Source organism: Mesorhizobium sp. M0030 (assembly GCF_040323695.1).
Taxonomy (GTDB): Bacteria; Pseudomonadota; Alphaproteobacteria; order Rhizobiales; family Rhizobiaceae; genus Mesorhizobium.
Genome location: NZ_JAMYVE010000012.1, coordinates 50,301 through 67,085, shown reverse-complemented (window position 1 = coordinate 67,085; position 16,785 = coordinate 50,301). Strand labels below are relative to the sequence as shown.

At 60.5% G+C, this 16,785-nt stretch carries 15 protein-coding genes; 7 read left to right on the top strand and 8 right to left on the bottom strand.

Going from position 1 to position 16,785, the window contains the following annotated elements; genetic code table 11:
• The first annotated feature begins 48 nt into the window (after positions 1 to 48).
• Positions 49 to 408 carry a DUF4112 domain-containing protein gene (locus NKJ80_RS22715; protein ID WP_032905106.1) on the top strand — a complete coding sequence of 120 codons (360 nt, stop codon included), beginning with the start codon at positions 49 to 51 and terminating at the stop codon, positions 406 to 408.
• 96 nt (positions 409 to 504) lie between these two features.
• A complete protein-coding gene (gene ligD / locus NKJ80_RS22710; protein WP_023805135.1) occupies positions 505 to 2,274 on the top strand; it encodes a DNA ligase D in 1,770 nt (589 codons plus the stop codon).
• Positions 2,275 to 2,287: 13 nt separating this feature from the next.
• On the opposite strand, the gene NKJ80_RS22705 is transcribed toward ligD, so the two are convergent.
• The 5 genes from NKJ80_RS22705 to NKJ80_RS22685 all read right to left on the bottom strand — a co-directional run bounded on the left by NKJ80_RS22705 (position 2,288) and on the right by NKJ80_RS22685 (position 6,998).
• Complete coding sequence (locus NKJ80_RS22705) at positions 2,288 to 2,482, bottom strand: DUF3606 domain-containing protein (protein WP_460221718.1); 195 nt, start codon at positions 2,480 to 2,482, stop codon at positions 2,288 to 2,290.
• Positions 2,483 to 3,057: 575 nt separating this feature from the next.
• Positions 3,058 to 4,098 (bottom strand): sensor histidine kinase, encoded by a 1,041-nt coding sequence (locus NKJ80_RS22700; RefSeq protein ID WP_023669464.1) that lies wholly within the window; start codon positions 4,096 to 4,098, stop codon positions 3,058 to 3,060.
• A complete protein-coding gene (locus tag NKJ80_RS22695) occupies positions 4,095 to 5,582 on the bottom strand; it encodes an ATPase domain-containing protein (RefSeq protein ID WP_023669465.1) in 1,488 nt (495 codons plus the stop codon). Before NKJ80_RS22695 ends, NKJ80_RS22700 begins: the two co-directional genes overlap by 4 nt.
• Positions 5,583 to 5,756: 174 nt before the next feature.
• Positions 5,757 to 5,960, bottom strand: coding sequence for a CsbD family protein (locus tag NKJ80_RS22690; protein ID WP_352498348.1), 204 nt, complete (start codon positions 5,958 to 5,960; stop codon positions 5,757 to 5,759).
• Between the two features lie 273 nt (positions 5,961 to 6,233).
• Entirely contained in the window at positions 6,234 to 6,998 is a 765-nt protein-coding gene (locus NKJ80_RS22685; RefSeq protein ID WP_156940987.1) for a CGNR zinc finger domain-containing protein, read from the bottom strand.
• Between NKJ80_RS22685 and NKJ80_RS22680 the strand changes: the two genes are divergently transcribed.
• Positions 6,985 to 7,956 (top strand): DMT family transporter, encoded by a 972-nt coding sequence (locus NKJ80_RS22680; RefSeq protein ID WP_023805137.1) that lies wholly within the window; start codon positions 6,985 to 6,987, stop codon positions 7,954 to 7,956. The two genes, NKJ80_RS22685 and NKJ80_RS22680, sit on opposite strands and share 14 nt — an antisense overlap.
• A 274-nt stretch (positions 7,957 to 8,230) precedes the next feature.
• Here the strand turns inward: NKJ80_RS22680 and NKJ80_RS22675 are convergent, their stop codons facing one another.
• From NKJ80_RS22675 to NKJ80_RS22665, 3 genes are all read right to left on the bottom strand, one after another.
• Positions 8,231 to 8,491, bottom strand: coding sequence for a hypothetical protein (locus NKJ80_RS22675; protein WP_245260004.1), 261 nt, complete (start codon positions 8,489 to 8,491; stop codon positions 8,231 to 8,233).
• A 1,007-nt stretch (positions 8,492 to 9,498) separates the two neighbouring features.
• Complete coding sequence (locus NKJ80_RS22670; RefSeq protein ID WP_023805138.1) at positions 9,499 to 10,389, bottom strand: adenylate/guanylate cyclase domain-containing protein; 891 nt, start codon at positions 10,387 to 10,389, stop codon at positions 9,499 to 9,501.
• A 419-nt stretch (positions 10,390 to 10,808) separates the two neighbouring features.
• A complete protein-coding gene (locus NKJ80_RS22665; protein ID WP_023689433.1) occupies positions 10,809 to 11,837 on the bottom strand; it encodes a LacI family DNA-binding transcriptional regulator in 1,029 nt (342 codons plus the stop codon).
• 351 nt (positions 11,838 to 12,188) lie between these two features.
• Between NKJ80_RS22665 and NKJ80_RS22660 the strand changes: the two genes are divergently transcribed.
• The 4 genes from NKJ80_RS22660 (at position 12,189) to NKJ80_RS22645 (ending at position 16,785) form a co-directional block, all read left to right on the top strand.
• On the top strand, positions 12,189 to 13,802 hold the full coding sequence (locus NKJ80_RS22660; RefSeq protein ID WP_023689432.1) for an extracellular solute-binding protein: 1,614 nt from the start codon (positions 12,189 to 12,191) through the stop codon (positions 13,800 to 13,802).
• A gap of 81 nt (positions 13,803 to 13,883) precedes the next feature.
• The gene (locus tag NKJ80_RS22655; RefSeq protein ID WP_023689431.1) at positions 13,884 to 14,744 is read left to right on the top strand and encodes a carbohydrate ABC transporter permease; all 861 of its coding nucleotides are present in this window, start codon (positions 13,884 to 13,886) and stop codon (positions 14,742 to 14,744) included.
• Positions 14,741 to 15,697 carry a carbohydrate ABC transporter permease gene (locus NKJ80_RS22650; protein ID WP_023689430.1) on the top strand — a complete coding sequence of 319 codons (957 nt, stop codon included), beginning with the start codon at positions 14,741 to 14,743 and terminating at the stop codon, positions 15,695 to 15,697. The genes NKJ80_RS22655 and NKJ80_RS22650 overlap by 4 nt, the downstream gene beginning before the upstream one ends.
• Positions 15,694 to 16,785 (top strand): ABC transporter ATP-binding protein, encoded by a 1,092-nt coding sequence (locus NKJ80_RS22645; protein WP_023689429.1) that lies wholly within the window; start codon positions 15,694 to 15,696, stop codon positions 16,783 to 16,785. Before NKJ80_RS22650 ends, NKJ80_RS22645 begins: the two co-directional genes overlap by 4 nt.

The window sequence follows — 16,785 nt, the reverse complement described above, 5'->3', positions numbered from 1 at the left end:
GCTATCCATCAGGGAGAGATACTAAATCGTACTGGCGCGCGAGTTGGCATGATCGGGCAGGGCGGTCACGATGGTCATACAGCAAACGTACTTGCCGAGTTGGATCTATTGGCCGCGCTACTCGATTCCCGCTGGCGCATTCCAGGCACATCAATTCGTTTTGGACTGGATGCGCTCGTAGGTCTGGTTCCCGTACTCGGAGATGCGGCGACGGGCATTGTCTCGGCCTACATCGTCTTGCGAGCTCGAAACGTCGGTGCCGGAAATGGGTTGGTCGCCCGCATGCTAGGCAACGTGCTGCTGGATACGCTCGTAGGAAGTGTCCCAATTCTCGGCTCGATCTTCGACGTCTATTTTAAGGCGAACAATCGCAACATCACTCTGCTGCGCCGTCACATCAACAAGTGAGGCGGATAACCAATCGTCGCGATGCAATTCTTCTAAAAGGCTCGGAACCGACAGGGGCGCTGGGGCTTGAGTCGCGATTCCTGGAGTCGCGAGCATATGACCAGTGCCATTGACCGGCTTTCGTTCATCGAGTTCCAATCGCCCACACTGGTCGAGAAAGCTCCCGAAGGCGGAGATTGGCTTCACGAGATCAAATATGACGGCTACAGGACGCAGCTGGTCGTTGAAGGCGGAAAGGCGCGAGCATTCACGCGTCGCGGCTACGATTGGTCCCACCGTTACAAGAGGATTGTTCAGGCCGCGGCAAGCCTGCCGGTCAAATCCGCTATCATCGATGGTGAAGCTGTCGTCCTGGGCGACACCGGCCTGCCGGACTATCAAGCCCTGGAACGTGAGCTGGGCAACCCAAGTTCGCTGCGGATGACTCTCTACGCTTTCGACCTCCTGTACCTCGATGGCCGTGATCTACGGGAACAACCGTTAGTGAAGCGCAAGGCTGCGCTGAAGAAGCTGCTGACCGAAACCGAGCCAACCCTGACTTATGCCGAGCATCTGGAGGTGAACGGCAAGGATATGTTCGACCATGCCTGCCGGATGGGCATAGAGGGAATCGTATCCAAGCGAGCGGATGCTCACTACCGCTCGGGCGTCCAGACCAGTTGGGTCAAGGTCAAATGTGTCAAGAGCGACACTTTTCCAATCGTGGCTTTCGTCGAGAAACTTGGCGCGCAGCCGCGCCGCATCGCATCGTTGTACATCGGCAGGCGAGAGGGCGACCGGCTGCTTTATGCCGGGAAGGCCCAGACCGGCTATACGCTGGACGCAGCCCGGCGCGTTAGGGAGCGGCTTGATCCGCTTGTAATCGCCAAGTCACCGCTGTCGGAGCCGATCAAGAAGCCCAAGGCGACATGGGTCGAACCAGACGTTCTTGCCGAGGTGCAATTCAGTGGCGTGTCGGACCGGGGCATCTTGCGTGAGGCGGTCTTCAAGGGACTCCGCGAGGACCTTCAGGCAATCCCGCCCAAGCCTCCATCGCCGTCCAAGCGGAGGTCGGAAGGACAACACGGCGTCCCGCGCGAGAACATTCTCCAGCTGCTACCCGATGCGGTTGCACCTTCCAAGGAAGAGCTGGCAGACTATTGGCGGCGGGTCGCTGATCAAGTTCTAGTTCATCTCGTTCGGCGACCGCTGAAGCTGGTCCGCCACGCCTCCGGCGCAACCTTCTATCACAAGGGACCGCTACCTCGGATACCGTCGTCCGTTCACCAGCTCCGCGTTCAAAAGCGCGAAGGCGGCGAAGGCGTTCGGGTATGGATAGATGACATGGATGGTCTGCTTGGCTTGGTCGAGATGGATGCCGTTGAGCTTCATCCTTGGAACGCGACGATTGAAGACATCGAACATGCGGACCGGCTCGTCCTCGACCTCGATCCCGGAGAAGGCGTGCCATGGGACGCTGTGATCGAGGCCACGCTGGCGCTACGGGGCATCTTGGAAGCGGCAGGCTTGGAGAGCTGGCCAAAGGTCACTGGCGGCAAAGGCATCCACTTGATGGCCCCGCTCGTTGCGAAGATGACCCATGACAGCGCCCGGAAACTGGCCAAGTCGCTCGCCCACCGTCTGGTTGATACCTATCCTGACCGATACCTGTTGTCAGCTGACCCCGCAGCCCGAGGAGGCCGGATCTTTCTCGACTATCTCCGCAACGGACGGGGCAATACCGCAATAGGCGCGTTTTCCCCGCGAGCGCGGCCCGGCTTCCCAATTGCCCACCCGGTCACATGGAAGCAAGTCGAGGCGGGCATCCGGCCAGACGTTTTCACGCTCGCGCAGCCTTTCAAGCCCGCTCGTCGAAAAGCCGCGTGATGCGTCGCGACCATCAGCCGATATCAGCCCGTTTTCTTGCCTCGCGTTCGAGCCTCTTCCGGTCGTTGCCGTGTTCTCTGATTAGTTCGCGGACCTGTTCTGGCGTGATACGATGCTGTTTGGCGAAATAGCGAACCTCATAATCTTCATCGACTGATACACGATTGCGATCTCGAAAATCACGCTTGCTCTTATCGTCTGCCATCATCTTTCCTCCTGATCAGAGAAACAACGACCGACGTTGTATGTTCCCGGCGCCTCACTTCGGCCGCCAGAGCGCGGGCTGTCCGACCGTACTGGGGCCGCAGGCATTGCGAAGGTGATCTGGCGAAAGTTGGTTGGCCAAAGGCGAGGGTGTTTCGTTTGCTGTTCGGGATAGCTGACCGTCGATCGAGCCTGTCTGCGGGCCTCTTGGTTTTTTACGACGCCAGTCGGAACCCAGACGGGTCGCGGATGATTCAGATGCGCATCCGGGCTATCAACGAGGATCGTGAGCAAAATGGCGGGGGGTGACCACGAAGGCGACAAAACTGCGCTCCGGGAGCCCAAAGTTTCGTCTAGGACGCATGACCCGGGTCACAGCGCCGCGGCACGAGTTCGACTTCATCACCAAGGTCGGCCGCATAGACCACGCCGGAGCTCTCGCAATGTTGCAGAGGCATATGGGAGATATAGAGGCGGTCTTTTTCGGAACTGATGTTTTGGCTAAAGCGCTAGACCAGCCTGCCGAGTGACGCTCAGTTAATCCCTATCGCGGCGCCCAGCCAGCCTTTCCGTTGCCGCTCAGTAAGCCGGCACAAGGCGCGTGTTTCGCAACGGCAAGGCCATGGTGAACTGCAAGCCGTCACGATGGTAGTTCAATTCGATCTTGGCGTTGCATTGCACGGTCACGACTTTTTCCAGAAGTGTCGTGCCAAACCCCCGGCGACTGGGCTGCTCGACTTTCGGCCCATCTCGTTCCCGCCAGTCAAGATTGACGATCTGTGTATCGCCGGACCCGCCTAACGACCAGCGGACATCAAGGCGGCCTCCCGTTTGCGAAAGCGCGCCAAACTTCGACGAATTGGAGGCCAGTTCGTGGAAAGCCATCCCGACAGGGACCGCAATGTCGGCGACTAGCGCTACGTTCGGGCCTTCCAGAACGATACGCGGCCTGTCGCGCGTCTCATAGTGGTCAAGCTCGCTTTCGAGCAGCTTGTGCAGGGAGGCAGTCTGCCAATAATCGTCGGTAAGCATCGAATGGGTCTGGGCCAGGGAAACGAGCCTGGCTGAAAAATCGCGTACGAAATCATCGACGTTGCCGCTCGACTTGGCCGTCGCGCCCATCATGGCGCGAACGTTGGCCAGCGTGTTCTTGACGCGGTGATGCAGCTCGCGGATGAGCAATTTCTGCCGATCGGCGACCTCCCGCTTCTGTTCGATGTAGGACTGGACCTCACGCTGGCGGGCGCGGGCACGCAAGGCGGAGCGCACCGAGTTGGCGAGGCTCGAAGCCAGAAATGGCCGTTCAAGCACGATCAGATAGCGGTCCAGAAATGCCATCCGCGTGTCGACTTCGTTCCCCCGCATCGTCAGAAGCACGATCGGAAAATCCGACCATGCGGGTTGGGCTTCAAGCCAGGCCGCAAACTGCGTTCGATCGGAACTGAGCAGGGCCTCCTCGGCCACGACAAGGCACTGAGCCTCGTCGAGAAGCGGCACTGCCTCTTCCAAGCTGCCGCACACACGCGAGGCAATCTGGTTTGTAGCCAGGATGGAGGCCGCGATCCTCGCGTCACGGCCAAGCGGCGCCAGCACGAGAACGGCGGGGCTGGACGACATCATAACGCCTTGTCCCTCAGAAGGTCTGTCGGCTTGCCTTCAAATTCCGGAGATCCCATCAGGATGCCGCGGAATTGTTCCAGTGGCTCACCTACGGCCACGCCGTTACCGCCGATTTTAAACTCACGAATCGTCTCTTCGTGGGGGCCGACACGTTTCTTGACAACGGAAATCGCGCGTCTCAACTGACCTGCGTTCTCGAAGAAGCGCAGAAGCATGATGGAATCGCAGAGATAGGTCATGTCGACCGGCGCTGCCGTTTGCCCAAACAGCCCGTGATTGGCCAACAGCAGGATCGTCGCCACTGCCTTCTGATTGAGATAGGTGAGGATCTCGTGCATCTGAAGCACCAGATGTTGTTCTTCGGACATGGCATTGAGATAGCCAGTTAGGCTGTCGATCACGACGATCCGCACATTGGATTCTTCGACGGCCGCTTGGATGCGCGAAGACAATTCGCCTGGTGAAAGCTCAGCCGGATTGACAGATTCAAGCATCAGCGTGCCGTCCTCGGCAAACGGCTCCAGGTCCATGCCGAGCCCGGCGGCGCGCGCCAAGAAGATGCGCTTTGTCTCGTCAAACAACAGCACCAGCACACGCTCGCCACGCTCGAGTGCGGCATAGCAATAGGTGCAGGCAATTGTAGACTTGCCAACGCCAGACGGCCCCATCAGCATCGTGCTGGTACCACGGGCCAGCCCGCCGCCAAGCAGGGTGTCGATCCGGTTGTTGCTCATGGCCGGCGTATCATGCTCGGCCACCTCATGCTCGGCTGCAACGAGCCGCGGATAGGCGATAACGCCGCCTGGGCGAATGACGAAATCGTGAAAGCCGCCCCGGATCTGCACGCCGCGCATTTTGATCACGCGTAGCCGCCGACGCTCTCCACCATAGACGGGCGACAGCTGCTCCATCCGAATGACGCCGTGACTGATCGAATGCAAATTGAGGTCATCCTGCTCAGCGGTCAGGTCGTCGAGCATAAGCACCGTCACATTGTTGAGCATGAAGAAGCTCTTCAATGCCAACACCTGGCGCCGATACCGCAGTGACCCTTGCGATAAAAGTCGAATTTCAGAGAGCGAATCGAACACCACGCGATCGGGTCTGACGCGTCCGATCTCGGCCATGGCAGACTGCACGGTTTCGCCGAGTTCCAATTCCGAGGAATGGATCAATGTCTGTAGCTGCGCAGGATCGAAACTGAGCTCCGGCGGCACAAGTTCAAGAATTTGCACCCCCTTCAGATCCCAGCCGTGACGGCCAGCAACCGAGAGCAGTTCGCGCTTGCTTTCTGACAAAGTGATGTAAAGGCATGTCTCGCCATTCTTGGCGCCCTCGATCAAAAACTGGAGGCCAAGAGTGGTTTTTCCAGAACCTGGTTTCCCTTCGATGAGATGGGAGCGGTTCCTGGCGTAGCCGCCACGAAGAATGTAGTCGAGGCCGCTAACTCCAGTTGTGATCGCCGAGGCGTCGTCTCTGTCCAACTAATCCCCCAATGTAATTTCGAGAACCAGATAACGACGGGCACCTTTCGCGGTTCCACGTCTCTCGGTGAGCGCCCTTGTCGTGAGACTCACGAAAAGGCGACAAGAAACGCGGCAAAAAAGGGCGCCGTACCTCTCGGAGCCCTTTTTCAAGTTCAGTTTGGAACCGGCGACCTACCAGCCTTGCCGGCCATACCAGTCATCGATGTCGCGCCGAGCGCGGTCCTTCTCAATGCCGTAGCGCTCCTGAATCTTGCCTTCCAACTGATCGCGGTTACCGGCAATACGGTCCAGATCATCGTCTGTGAGTTTGCCCCACTGTTCCTTGACCTTGCCCTTTACCTGCTTCCAATTGCCTTCGAGACGGTTCCAGTCCATGGCACCTATCCTTGTTTGTTTCGGACTGAGAAAAACGCCGTAACGCTACCGGAGTTCCCGTCAAGTTTGAGCAGATCGACCGATCGAAGCGTGGCGAGGTAGGCGGCCCCGAAGCAACCCGCTCTGGAACGCGATGATGGCTTGCCGCGCCGGCTGTGTTCTCCACACTCTTGGCCACAGTCGCTCGCGAGACCAGCTTCGTTGGACAAACAGCGACAGGGATAGCGTGAAGCCAACTATGCTGCGTTGGTCATCCAAGCCTGGCGTCAGATACTAATTCTTGCTGTCGGGAGCCATGTTCCCTGCGGCTTTTGCCCTGAAGCGCCTTACCCGGCTGCGTGTGCCGCAGCTCTCATCCGAGCACCACCGTCTGCGCCCGCCACGCGAGGTGTCGATGAAAAGCCAACCGCAGTTCGGCCCGGTGCACTCGCGCACGCGGCGGCGGTCATTCCTGGACACCAAAAACTCGGCTGTCTCAAAGGCCACGCGGTGGCCGATCGTGTTCAGACTGGCTGCGTCGGTCCACTGCCAAGCGAGGCGGTCGCCGGACGGGAAAAGCGAGCGCTTCGGCAGGGCTAGGGCGACTGCATCGCGCACGATTTGCAAGGCATCGTCCGGCACCCGGGCGCCTGCCGCCTCGGCCTGGAGAGCCGCGTAAACGGCCTCGCGCAAAATCTTGGCCTTTTCCAATGCCGCCTCCGCAAGGAGCGGGCGGGCGGAAGCCTCCGCGAGCAGTGCTCGCGCCTCATCGACGTCGATCAAATCGGCACGTCCAGCCCAGACGACCAGGTCGGCATAGGTCTGCAAGAGGTCTGGCCCCCACACATCGCGTCGCGCGTCGACCGTGTTGACGAAGTCCAAGCAGGGGTGACCGCCAACCATGCGCATGTCGACGATAGTCTTCGCACCATCCATCCCGGAAACATCGGTTGGCGGAACCGTATTGGCAAGAGGCCGTTGTAACGAAATAAACGTCTTTTGGCCGTTACGACGAACCAACAACGCCCAGCGAAGGCTGCTTCCGATGAACCGCAACACAGCGACATTTCTGGTTTTATGTGTGATCTGGGGCACCACGTGGATCGGTATCAAGGCAGGGATCGCCACCGTGCCGCCTCTGATGTTCGCAGGCACGCGTTTTACAGTAGCCGGCTTGCTGATCCTCAGCGCGACGCGCCTAAGGGGCGCTGCTCTACCACGGGTGGCGAAAAGGAGTTGGCCGCGTCTTTTCGTTGTTACGTTGTTCATGATTCCGCTTTGCTATGGCCCACTCTTTTGGGGCATGCTCTACGTCGATACGGGCACCGCGGCTGTTCTTGAGCTTTCGCTGACCCCCGTCACGCTGCTTGGGTTTGCGTTGCTTCTGGGGGACGAACGCTATGACGGCCGCAGGCTCTTTGCGATTTTGCTCGGTGCGGCCGGTCTGTGCGTCCTGTTCGGGCCCGAAGCCTATGCTAGTTGGACACACGCAGACCAGCAGGGCAGGGGGCTCCGGCTGCTGGCGATGACAGCGGTGGCGTCGGCAGCTTTAATCTATGCATGGGGTTCGGTGCTCGCGCGGCCGCTTCTTGAGGTATATTCATCGGACTTCATCGCCGGCTTCACCACCCTTTTCGGGGGCGCATTCCTAATTCTCATCTCACTCGTTGTGGAGCCAGGCGCGACCGCGGCTCTAAAAGGCAATTGGGGCTGGCCGGCCTGGGTCGGGTGGCTGTTCCTCGTGCTGTTTGGTTCGTTCATAGGCTACACTCTATTTATCCGGCTCCTGCACGAAATCGGCGCCTCGCGCGCCGGAGCATTTGCCTTCGTCTCACCCGTCATTGCCGTCGTGCTTGGCATCATCACCTACGGCGAGGAGGTTAGCCTGATCGACATCATCGGCATGGCTATCATGCTCTTCGCAGCGTTTCTTGCGCTACGCGAGCGCAAACAGGAAACATCATCCGCTTCCCCGCCGTTGATTCCACGCTCCGCGCGGGCTGATGGCAGAATATGAAAGACGGCGCGCGCATCCAGCCGCCAATCAGCCTTGAGACGGAAAAGCACAAGGTTCGCGTCTATGCGAAAAGAGGGCTGTCCCGGCAGCGTATCCCGCCTACCACCGGCGGCGAGGAAAGCTCCAGCTCATATGACAACACTAGTCGGCGAGGGATTTTGCCGAGTTGCTGTCAAGATTGCAGGCGGGATTTGATGGAAATCGCGAGGCTGCAATCAGCGAACTATTCGTTCCGATCGCGATGCAGGCTATCCGCCAACGCGTCGACAAAGTGTCAGCCGCATCGCTTCAGTTCCGCCACCTGAACGCCGAGACGGAATGCCTGACCATCGGCATAAGAACGTGCATAGCTTTCTGCTTCGAACGGAAACGTCAGGGTGCTGCCGTAGGCGGTGATGCGGACCGTCCACTTCTTGTCGCGAACGAGTTCGACCGAATTGTCGGGCGACGTCATGATTTCCTCCGGCACCAGCAAGGCGAAGGCACGGATAACGTCGCAAAGGTCGTTTGAATGCAAACAATCCGACACGCTCATGTCGCTTGTTCTATACGCCCAGACTTTCTCTCGATTAGAGCAGCGCCCGGCTGCAATGTCGGTCGCGTTAAGTCCCCTAGCTGCCAAGACCTTTCCCATTGGGTCGGTCCCCTTGCGGCCTCACGCAGCGACCTTTCTGAACCCAATCGCCGAGATCGTCAGCCCGCAGTGTCTTCGAGAGAATAGCCGGCAAGCCGCAGGGTGCAAATGGCAACTCTGCGACGACTGCTTCAACAACTTTCGCGACTGGCTCATGTGAACGTCGACCACCTGGGCGCTCACACTGGCTTTCTGCGAGCAGCCAGCTGCGATGAATTCATCACGGCTGATCACCTTTCAGGATTGTCGAGCATGTGGCGCAGCAACTTGAACTCGATCGGCCCAAGAGGAATCTCCCCGGTGCTGCAAACACGGTGGCATCGAGCTCCATCTCGACGTCGCGATATGTCAGTGGTCTGCGCTTCTGCGCCAATTTCGTGACGGTAGCCCAATCGCGAGCCTTCGCAGGTGGTCGAGGAGCTATTGCGGCGCAATGGTCTGATGAAGCGTTCGTCGACCCCGGGCTGCAACAGCCTGTGCTGACCTTCAGCACCTGGGGATATCGAGGCGACACAGGGCAGGGATGGTCCGGGCATCCCGCTTCAGCCGGCCGCTCCCGTCGCCAGCTCATTGTCTGGCCGACAGTCCAGCACAATCCCCTCGCGGCAAGACCTATCGCGTCACCGATCGAGCGGGCCAGCTTGCTGCCGAAGCCATCCACCTGCAGAATGTCGCCTAGGAGCAGGTAGAACTCCGCACCTGCGAGGGAGATGCACCGGCCGCGGCTCCGTCGAACTCAGCGAGGGAAACGGAAGTCAGCTCTTCGCAGCCCAACTTCGAGAGCGTTCCTGGATTGGCCTTGGCACATTTATGAACGGTCGATTCCAATGGCTGTCAAAGAGTACGGCGCGACATTGAGGGCGCCAGCGAACCAGCTCTAAACCGGTCGAGCTAGTAGCCGGGCCGGGTCAATCCGAGACAATTTCGTAGTGAAGAAGCTGGGCTTCGTCGAGTGCCGACTTCACTCCAGGCGAGATGACGCCGGAGCCGAAGAGGATAATATCTTCACGGCGTACGAATACTTCATGGCCGAGTCCCATGGACACAAATGTGCCCGAAGAGCTTCGTTCGAGAAGCCGAGCTCTGCCATTCAATATGGTGAAGGCGGCGTGGCGCCTCGATACCCAGGGCCGCTCGACGATGATGTCGCATTCCGCCGATCTGCCGATTGTCACGGATTCGCCGTTTCGACAGGATCGCAGCTGATCTCTGTAGCGGATGACCATATGAATCTGCCGCGGCAGGACCGAGCGTCTATCTGTAGTGGCGCCATGGCTGGTGATCTGCGTACCGGGGGCCTCATCGTCGCTCCACAGGGTATAGACATCGAAGAACTCTTGCTTCCCCTTCAAGGCCATTTTGTCGAGGAGCCGCAGGCCCTTGCGGCTTCTCGGGGAAAGGGCTTCGCAGAAGCTCTGGCTGATCAGCACCTCTCCGGGGTTCGCCGTGGTGGACAACCTTGCGGTGACATTGACAACGTCACCGAATATCGCGCCCCGCGCGCGAATGACCGCCCCGAAATGCAATCCGATGCGGGCGCTCAACGGCCCTTTAGTCAGTTGATGGGTAATTTGGCAGACGGCCCTCAGCGCCATTTCCGGGCTCTCGAAGAGGCTGAGTATGTCATCGCCTTTCGAGTAAATGAAATCACCACGGTGCTTGGCGACAATCTCGCGCATTGTGTCCAGGCAATCCGAGACCTGCTGTAGAGCGGCATCGTCTCCGATCCGCTCATAGAGCGGCGTGCTGCCCACGACATCAGCTAAGAGGACTGCGGCAAGAAGCGTCTCCTGATCCATCGATCTCGTGTCCGACCCGAAAACTCAGCGTGCGTGTATAACACACGAGGTCGCCTGCAACATATCTGCTCGAGCGCCTTTGATCGGGGCGATGCTTCAGGTGATCGTGGCGGACGGACGGGCGTATGCCATTCGTCGGCTTCGTGCCGGCGACATCCAGAACCGTCTTCGCCCCAATCGTTCGCGACTTCGGTGCTATGAGTGGACTTGGTCTTTTTAGGTTCGGAAAGGCTGACCGAGTTGCAACGGGCGACGGCCTTCTCATGCACCATCAACCACGACCCGATCTCGGCCCTCCGACTTCGCACGGAATAGTGCCAGATCGGCGGCTTTGACGAGATCATTCGGGCTCTCGTTCGTATTTGGGACCGGTGGCGACGCCAACGCTGTGCTTTGCGATACGATCACGGATCCATTGATCAGATTTCAGGTATATTCTCTTTGAAGATGACCTGAAGTCGTGGTTGATGCGGTTCATAGTTCAGGTGCCTGACAGAGTGGCTTAAAATGTTGAGCGCTTCCCGCGCCTCGACGCGCGGATTTTGATCTATGACCGCATCGAGCGTCCCATCCAACAAAAGTTCCTTGGTGCCGTCTGTCACCTCGTGGCCGAGAAAGAGAATGTCTTTGGCGCGTCCACGCTCCTTGAGCGCCCGAGCGATGCCGGTGTTGCCGGCGCCGACATTGTAGATCGCGGCAAGATCGGGGTGCCGGTCCAGAAGCGCCGATGCTTCTGAATAAGCCTTCTCTCGGTCATCCAGCATTTCGCGCATCTCGACGATCTTGAGATTGGGCGACTCCTCGGTCAAGATGTGCCGGAATCCCATCTCGCGTTCCTCATGGCCGCGGTAGGACAGCGAACCGGCGAACAGCGCCACCTTGCTTGGGCGTTCCGATCCCATGAAGCGGTTGAGCAGATAGCCGGCCAGCCGCCCCGCGGCGCGGTTGTCGATGCCGATATAGGCCACTCTCGGAACATGCAGGATGTCGGAGGCGATGGTCACCACCTTGACGTCATTGGCCGACAGCGAGCGGATCGCCTCGCGCACCGTTGGATGATCGAGCGCGATCACGCCGACGCCTTGTGTCTGTCCACGCAATTCTTGCAGCAGGCGGGCGAGCCGGTCGGGGTTGAAGCCCTCTATGGTGGCGATGTGGACGTCGAGATCGGGGCGCGCCAAGGCCTGCGCCTCGATGTGTCGATGCAGCATCTTGATGAAGGAATTGGTGCCGGCCGGCAGAGCGAAGTCGAGACGGATGACCTCTCCAGGTGAGGGCCTGGGCGGCGCTCCGTTCGGGCCCTCCGCGATGTAGCCGAGGCGATGCGCCATTTCGAGCACGATCTCACGCGTGCGCGCCCGCACACCGGGCCTGTTGTTCAGCACGCGGTCGACGGTGGCGGCGGAAACGCCGGCTTCCCGGGCTATGTCAGTCAAGGTGGAACGCACCGTCTTTCATCTCCTCAATGCATCAGATCGCACAATGCCGCTAGCCCGTCCGACGGCCACAGCTGCCAGCCATCAGCGATTCTGATGGAAAATGATGTATCCAGCCTTAGCCGATGCGCAAGGAGGTTGGGCTAAATCGCGTCGTGATACGTCCCGTGCTACGAATGCAGATTTCCCATCAAATCGAGGCATTGAGCCGGTGTGTCGACCTTTGCATGACGTATTTTCTCCGCAGTTGCGGTGTTACGATGTATTTTGAGTATTTATGATGTTGACAGCCTTCCGGTGCTGCCGTCAATATCCCTCAGATGGGCTCGTGGAGGAAACATCGGGCCTGAGGGAGGAATTCCAATGTCTGATTTGATCCGCATATCGCGACGCGGCTTGTTGGCGTCCGGAGGAAAGGCGGCGGCGTTCGTGGCTGCGGCTGGTATCGCACCGCAATTCATCCGTCCCGGCCGTGCCGTTGCGGCCGACGCGCTGGCGCCAGGCATGGTAGGCGGCCCCACCGGTTTCGAGGGCGCCGAGCGCTATCAATATGGCGCCGAGACGCCGGAAGGCCGTGCCGTTGAGGCGGCCAAGGCCTTGAAGGGAGCAGGCAAGGCGCCGGCCAAGATCGTGCTTGGCCTGTCGGATGGCTCGATTGGTCAACTCACACAGCCTTTCCCGGCGGGTGCGCCGTCGATCAAGGAGCTGTGGGAAAAGGAAACCGGCATCCAGATTGAGATCGTCGGCCTGCCGAACGGCCAGGAATTCACCAAGACGATGCAGGACATCTCCACCAAGGGTGGGGCCTATGACATCTACTCGACGGAATGGAACCGGCTAGGCGACCTCGCTGAGACCGGCGGCATCGCCAAGCTCGACGACTTCGTCGCCCAGTACAAGCCCGAATGGGACGATCCCAAGACCGGCTATGTCGACGGCGCCAAGGGCGTGTCGCTGCTCAACAAATATCGCGGGTCCAACTATGGCGTGTCGCTGGACGGCGACTTCCAGACCTGGGTCTACCGCACCGACCTGTTCGGCGACGCTGCCGAGCAGAAGGCGTTCAAGGACAAATTCGGCTACGATCTGGCGCCGCCGAAGACCTGGAAGCAGCACAGTGACATCGCGGGCTTCTTCCAGCGCCCCGACAAGGGCCTGTTCGGCTCCACCGACCTGCGCAACCAGGGCTGGGGCTACACCAACTGGTATCAGCGCTATGTCTCGATGGCATCGCCCAACCAGTTCCTGTTCGGCGACGACGGCAAGCCGCTGATCAATTCCGAGCACGGCATTGCCGCCACCAACGAATATGTCGGCTCGCTCGTTCATCACTCGCCGGACGCGATCTCCTGGGGCTGGCCGGAGCAGTATGGAAATTTCGCCAAGGGCGGCGCGGCGATGACCTGCGCCTTCTCGAACCTGCCGAAATTCCTCGACAATGCCGGCAACAAGGATTCCGCCGTCACCGGCAAGATCGGCTCGATGCTGCCGCCCGGCCGCGAAGTCGACGGCAAGCTGATCAGCCGTTCCGTGCTGTGGTTCTCGCTGACCGGCATGGTCTCGTCTCAGTCGAAAAACCAGGAGGTCGCCTACCTTTTGCTGCAGTGGCTGGGCTCCGCCCGCATCTATGCCTGGATGAGCGCCAATCCGGGCGGCTATCTCGATCCGTTCCGGCTCTCGGATTTCTCCGATCCGCTGGTGCGCCAGACCTACCACGCCTACCACATCGACGTGGTGCGCGAGACCGTCGCCCGCACGGTGCCGACGATCAACTATCCCGGCGCCACCGCCTTCCACAACGCATTGGACGAAAACCTGATGGCGTCGCTGACCAAGGCCAAGACAGCGGAACAGGCGATGGCCGACACGGAAGCGGAGTGGAAGAAGATCGCCCGCCGCATCGGCGAGGACAAATTGCTTGAAGCCATAAGGACCAACAAGGAGGCCTGGCCGACTGTTCTCGATCCAATCAGCTGATCCGTCTCCCTGGATCAGCGCTGGAGGGGAGGAGCATCTGTTCCTCCCCGCCGCAGTCAACGCCACCAGCAAAGCAGCCAGATGAAGCGTTCCGTCCCCTTCGAGATATTCCGCTACGCCGCGATCTTCGCGGCGATGGCGGTGACGCTGGTGCCGATCCTTTGGATGGTGTCGATGGCCTTCAAGCCGATCGCCGAATGGTCGGCGACCGGCGCGGACCTGACATGGTGGCCGAAGAACCCGACGCTGGGCAATTTCCAGTTCGTCTTCGGCGAGTCCAACAACAATCTGATCGTGGCGCTCGACCGCACCGCGCTGAAGCCGATCCTGTCGTCGCTGCTGTCTTCGGTGTTCGGCACGGCGATCGCAATGTCGGCGGGCACGGCTGCGGCCTACGGGCTGTCGCGTTTCGGCTCGGGCCAGAACCTGCCGCTGGCGCTGATCCAGCTCAGGCTGTTTCCGCCAATGGCGGTGATGATCCCGGTCATGATCATGTGGGCCTTCCTGAACTTCACCGACAGCTGGTTTGGCCTGGCCCTGATCTACGGCATCGTCACCCTGCCGTTCGCTTTCTGGCTCATGAAGACCTTCTTCGACGACATGCCGCGCGAGATCGAGGAAGCGGCGCTTGTCGAAGGTTGTTCGCGGCTGCGCGTCTTCACGCGCATCACGCTGCCGATGATGCGCGCACCGCTGGCCAGCGCCGCCCTCTTCGTCTTCATCCTCAACTGGTCGGACTATCTGATCGCGCTGCTCCTGACGACGCGTGAATGGGTGACGATCCCCGTCTACATGGCCTCGCTGTCCTCCTCGATGACCGGGCAGCTCTATGGCGCCAAGGCCGCGCTCGGTCTTATGGCCGCGGTGCCGCCGGTCATCATGGGCATTGCCATCCAGCGCCATCTGGTGCGCGGGCTGACGTTCGGCGCGCTCAAGCAATGAGCGCGGTGACCGTGACTGTCTCAAAGGACGCAAAGGCCGCGCTTGGCAAGCCCGCGCTGCGGGACGAGGGAGTGCGGCTGGGATTCCGGCTGACGCTGCCGGCGCAGATCCTGGTGCTCTTCATCTCCGCCTTCCCGCTGCTGATGCAGCTCTACATCAGCGTCACCGACTGGTCGCCCCTCTCCGGCCTGGGCTGGTGGAACGCATGGGAGATGTGGAACAGCTTCGCCAACTACACCGACCTTGCCGCCGATGCGCGCTTCTGGAGCGCGCTGAGGCGCACGGCTATCGTCATGGTCGTGTGCGTGCCTGTCGAATTCCTGCTTGGCCTGGCATTGGCGACGCTGTTCGCGGACGATTTTCCGGGCAAGCGGGTCTTCTATTCGATCCTGCTGATGCCGATGATGGTGGTTCCGGCGGTGGCCGGCTACATGTTCTTCATGCTGTTCCAGTCGGGCGGGCCGCTGAACGACATCCTGTCGGCACTCAGCGGTTCACGCGTCACCATCGCCTGGCTGTCTGACCCCACACTGGCGCTGATCGCGGTGATCATCGCCGATATCTGGCAGTGGACGCCGCTGATGTTCCTGATCCTGCTTGCCGGCCTGGTCGGCGTGCCGCAGGACCAGATCAAGGCGGCGACCCTGCTCGGCGCCAACCCGTGGCAGCGCTTCGTCACCATCGTGCTGCCGAAGATGAAGACGATCATCATCATCGCGCTGGCGATCCGCGTCATCGAGAACTTCAAGATCTTCGACACGCTCTACATCATGACCGGCGGCGGCCCCGGCGTCGCCACGGAGACGATCTCCGTCTACATCTACAAGGTCACGACGCAGGACCTGATCTGGGGCTATGTGGCGGCGATCGCGCTGGCCATCCTTGTCGTGCTTTCGATCGTTGCGGTATTGGCCATGAAGCGCATGGCGCGGGCAAGGCTGGTGCCGGCATGAGCGCGATCCAGCTGCGCAACCTGGTCAAGACCTTTGGCGAGTTCACGGCGCTGAAGACCATGGATCTCGATGTCGCCGATGGCGAGTTCATGGCGCTCCTCGGGCCTTCGGGCTGCGGCAAGTCGACGACGATGAACATGATCGCCGGCATGGAAGAGCCGACCAGCGGCAAGATCCTGTTCGGCGAGCGCGACATGGCCGGCGTGCCCATGGGCCGCCGCGGCGTCGGCTTCGTTTTCCAGAACTACGCCATCTTCACCCACATGACGGTGCGCCAGAACCTTGCCTACGGCCCGCGGATGCGCGGTGCGGCGACAGCCGAGATCGACCGCCGCGTCGGCGCCATCGCCGAGCTGCTGCAGTTGACGCCGCTGCTCGACCGCAAGGCCGACCGGCTCTCGGTCAACATCCTGCAGCGGGTGGCGATCGGGCGCTCGGCAATCATGGAGCCGGCGATCTTTCTGCTCGACGAGCCGCTGTCCAATGTCGACGCCGCCTTCCGGGCGGTGATGCGGACCGAGCTCAAGCAGCTGCAGCGCCAGTTCAGGCAGACGATGGTCTACGTCACCCATGACCAGCTCGAGGCCATGACCATGGCCGACCGCATTGCCGTCATGGATCACGGCGTGCTGCAGCAGGTGGGAACGCCGCTGGAAGTCTACAACAATCCGGCCAACGTCTTCGTCGCACGCTTCATCGGCGCCCCGGGCATGAACCTGCTGAGGGGGAGGCCGGCGGAGAGCGATCGGGGCCTGGTGGTCGATCTCGGGCAGCTGGGGGTCACGCCGACGCTGCCGGATGCGCTGGCCGCCACCTTGCGCGGATCGCGCTCCGAGGTGCTTTACGGCTTCCGGCCCGAACAGGTGTCGCTGGTGCAGAGCGGGCAGGGCCTCGCCATTCCGGTGAGCTTCGTCGAGCGGATCGGCGCGAGGACCATCGTCCATCTCGGCGATGGCGAGACCGCCGTGAAGGCGGTGTTCGACAATGCTGTCGGACTGTCGATCGGCGAGCTTGCCGTCGTCGCCCCCGTGGCATCGTCCGTGCGTGTCTTCGATGCCCGCAGCGGCATTGCGATGAAGGCAGGTTGA

What these genes read in the sequence shown, in the direction of transcription:
- NKJ80_RS22715 (WP_032905106.1), top strand. Translation starts at nt 49, where the DNA reads ATGATCGGGCAGGGCGGTCACGATGGTCATACAGCAAACGTACTTGCC.
- ligD (WP_023805135.1), top strand. Translation starts at nt 505, where the DNA reads ATGACCAGTGCCATTGACCGGCTTTCGTTCATCGAGTTCCAATCGCCC.
- NKJ80_RS22705 (WP_460221718.1), bottom strand. Translation starts at nt 2,482, where the DNA reads ATGATGGCAGACGATAAGAGCAAGCGTGATTTTCGAGATCGCAATCGT.
- NKJ80_RS22700 (WP_023669464.1), bottom strand. Translation starts at nt 4,098, where the DNA reads ATGATGTCGTCCAGCCCCGCCGTTCTCGTGCTGGCGCCGCTTGGCCGT.
- NKJ80_RS22690 (WP_352498348.1), bottom strand. Translation starts at nt 5,960, where the DNA reads ATGGACTGGAACCGTCTCGAAGGCAATTGGAAGCAGGTAAAGGGCAAG.
- NKJ80_RS22680 (WP_023805137.1), top strand. Translation starts at nt 6,985, where the DNA reads ATGAACCGCAACACAGCGACATTTCTGGTTTTATGTGTGATCTGGGGC.
- NKJ80_RS22675 (WP_245260004.1), bottom strand. Translation starts at nt 8,491, where the DNA reads ATGAGCGTGTCGGATTGTTTGCATTCAAACGACCTTTGCGACGTTATC.
- NKJ80_RS22670 (WP_023805138.1), bottom strand. Translation starts at nt 10,389, where the DNA reads ATGGATCAGGAGACGCTTCTTGCCGCAGTCCTCTTAGCTGATGTCGTG.
- NKJ80_RS22660 (WP_023689432.1), top strand. Translation starts at nt 12,189, where the DNA reads ATGTCTGATTTGATCCGCATATCGCGACGCGGCTTGTTGGCGTCCGGA.
- NKJ80_RS22655 (WP_023689431.1), top strand. Translation starts at nt 13,884, where the DNA reads ATGAAGCGTTCCGTCCCCTTCGAGATATTCCGCTACGCCGCGATCTTC.
- NKJ80_RS22650 (WP_023689430.1), top strand. Translation starts at nt 14,741, where the DNA reads ATGAGCGCGGTGACCGTGACTGTCTCAAAGGACGCAAAGGCCGCGCTT.
- NKJ80_RS22645 (WP_023689429.1), top strand. Translation starts at nt 15,694, where the DNA reads ATGAGCGCGATCCAGCTGCGCAACCTGGTCAAGACCTTTGGCGAGTTC.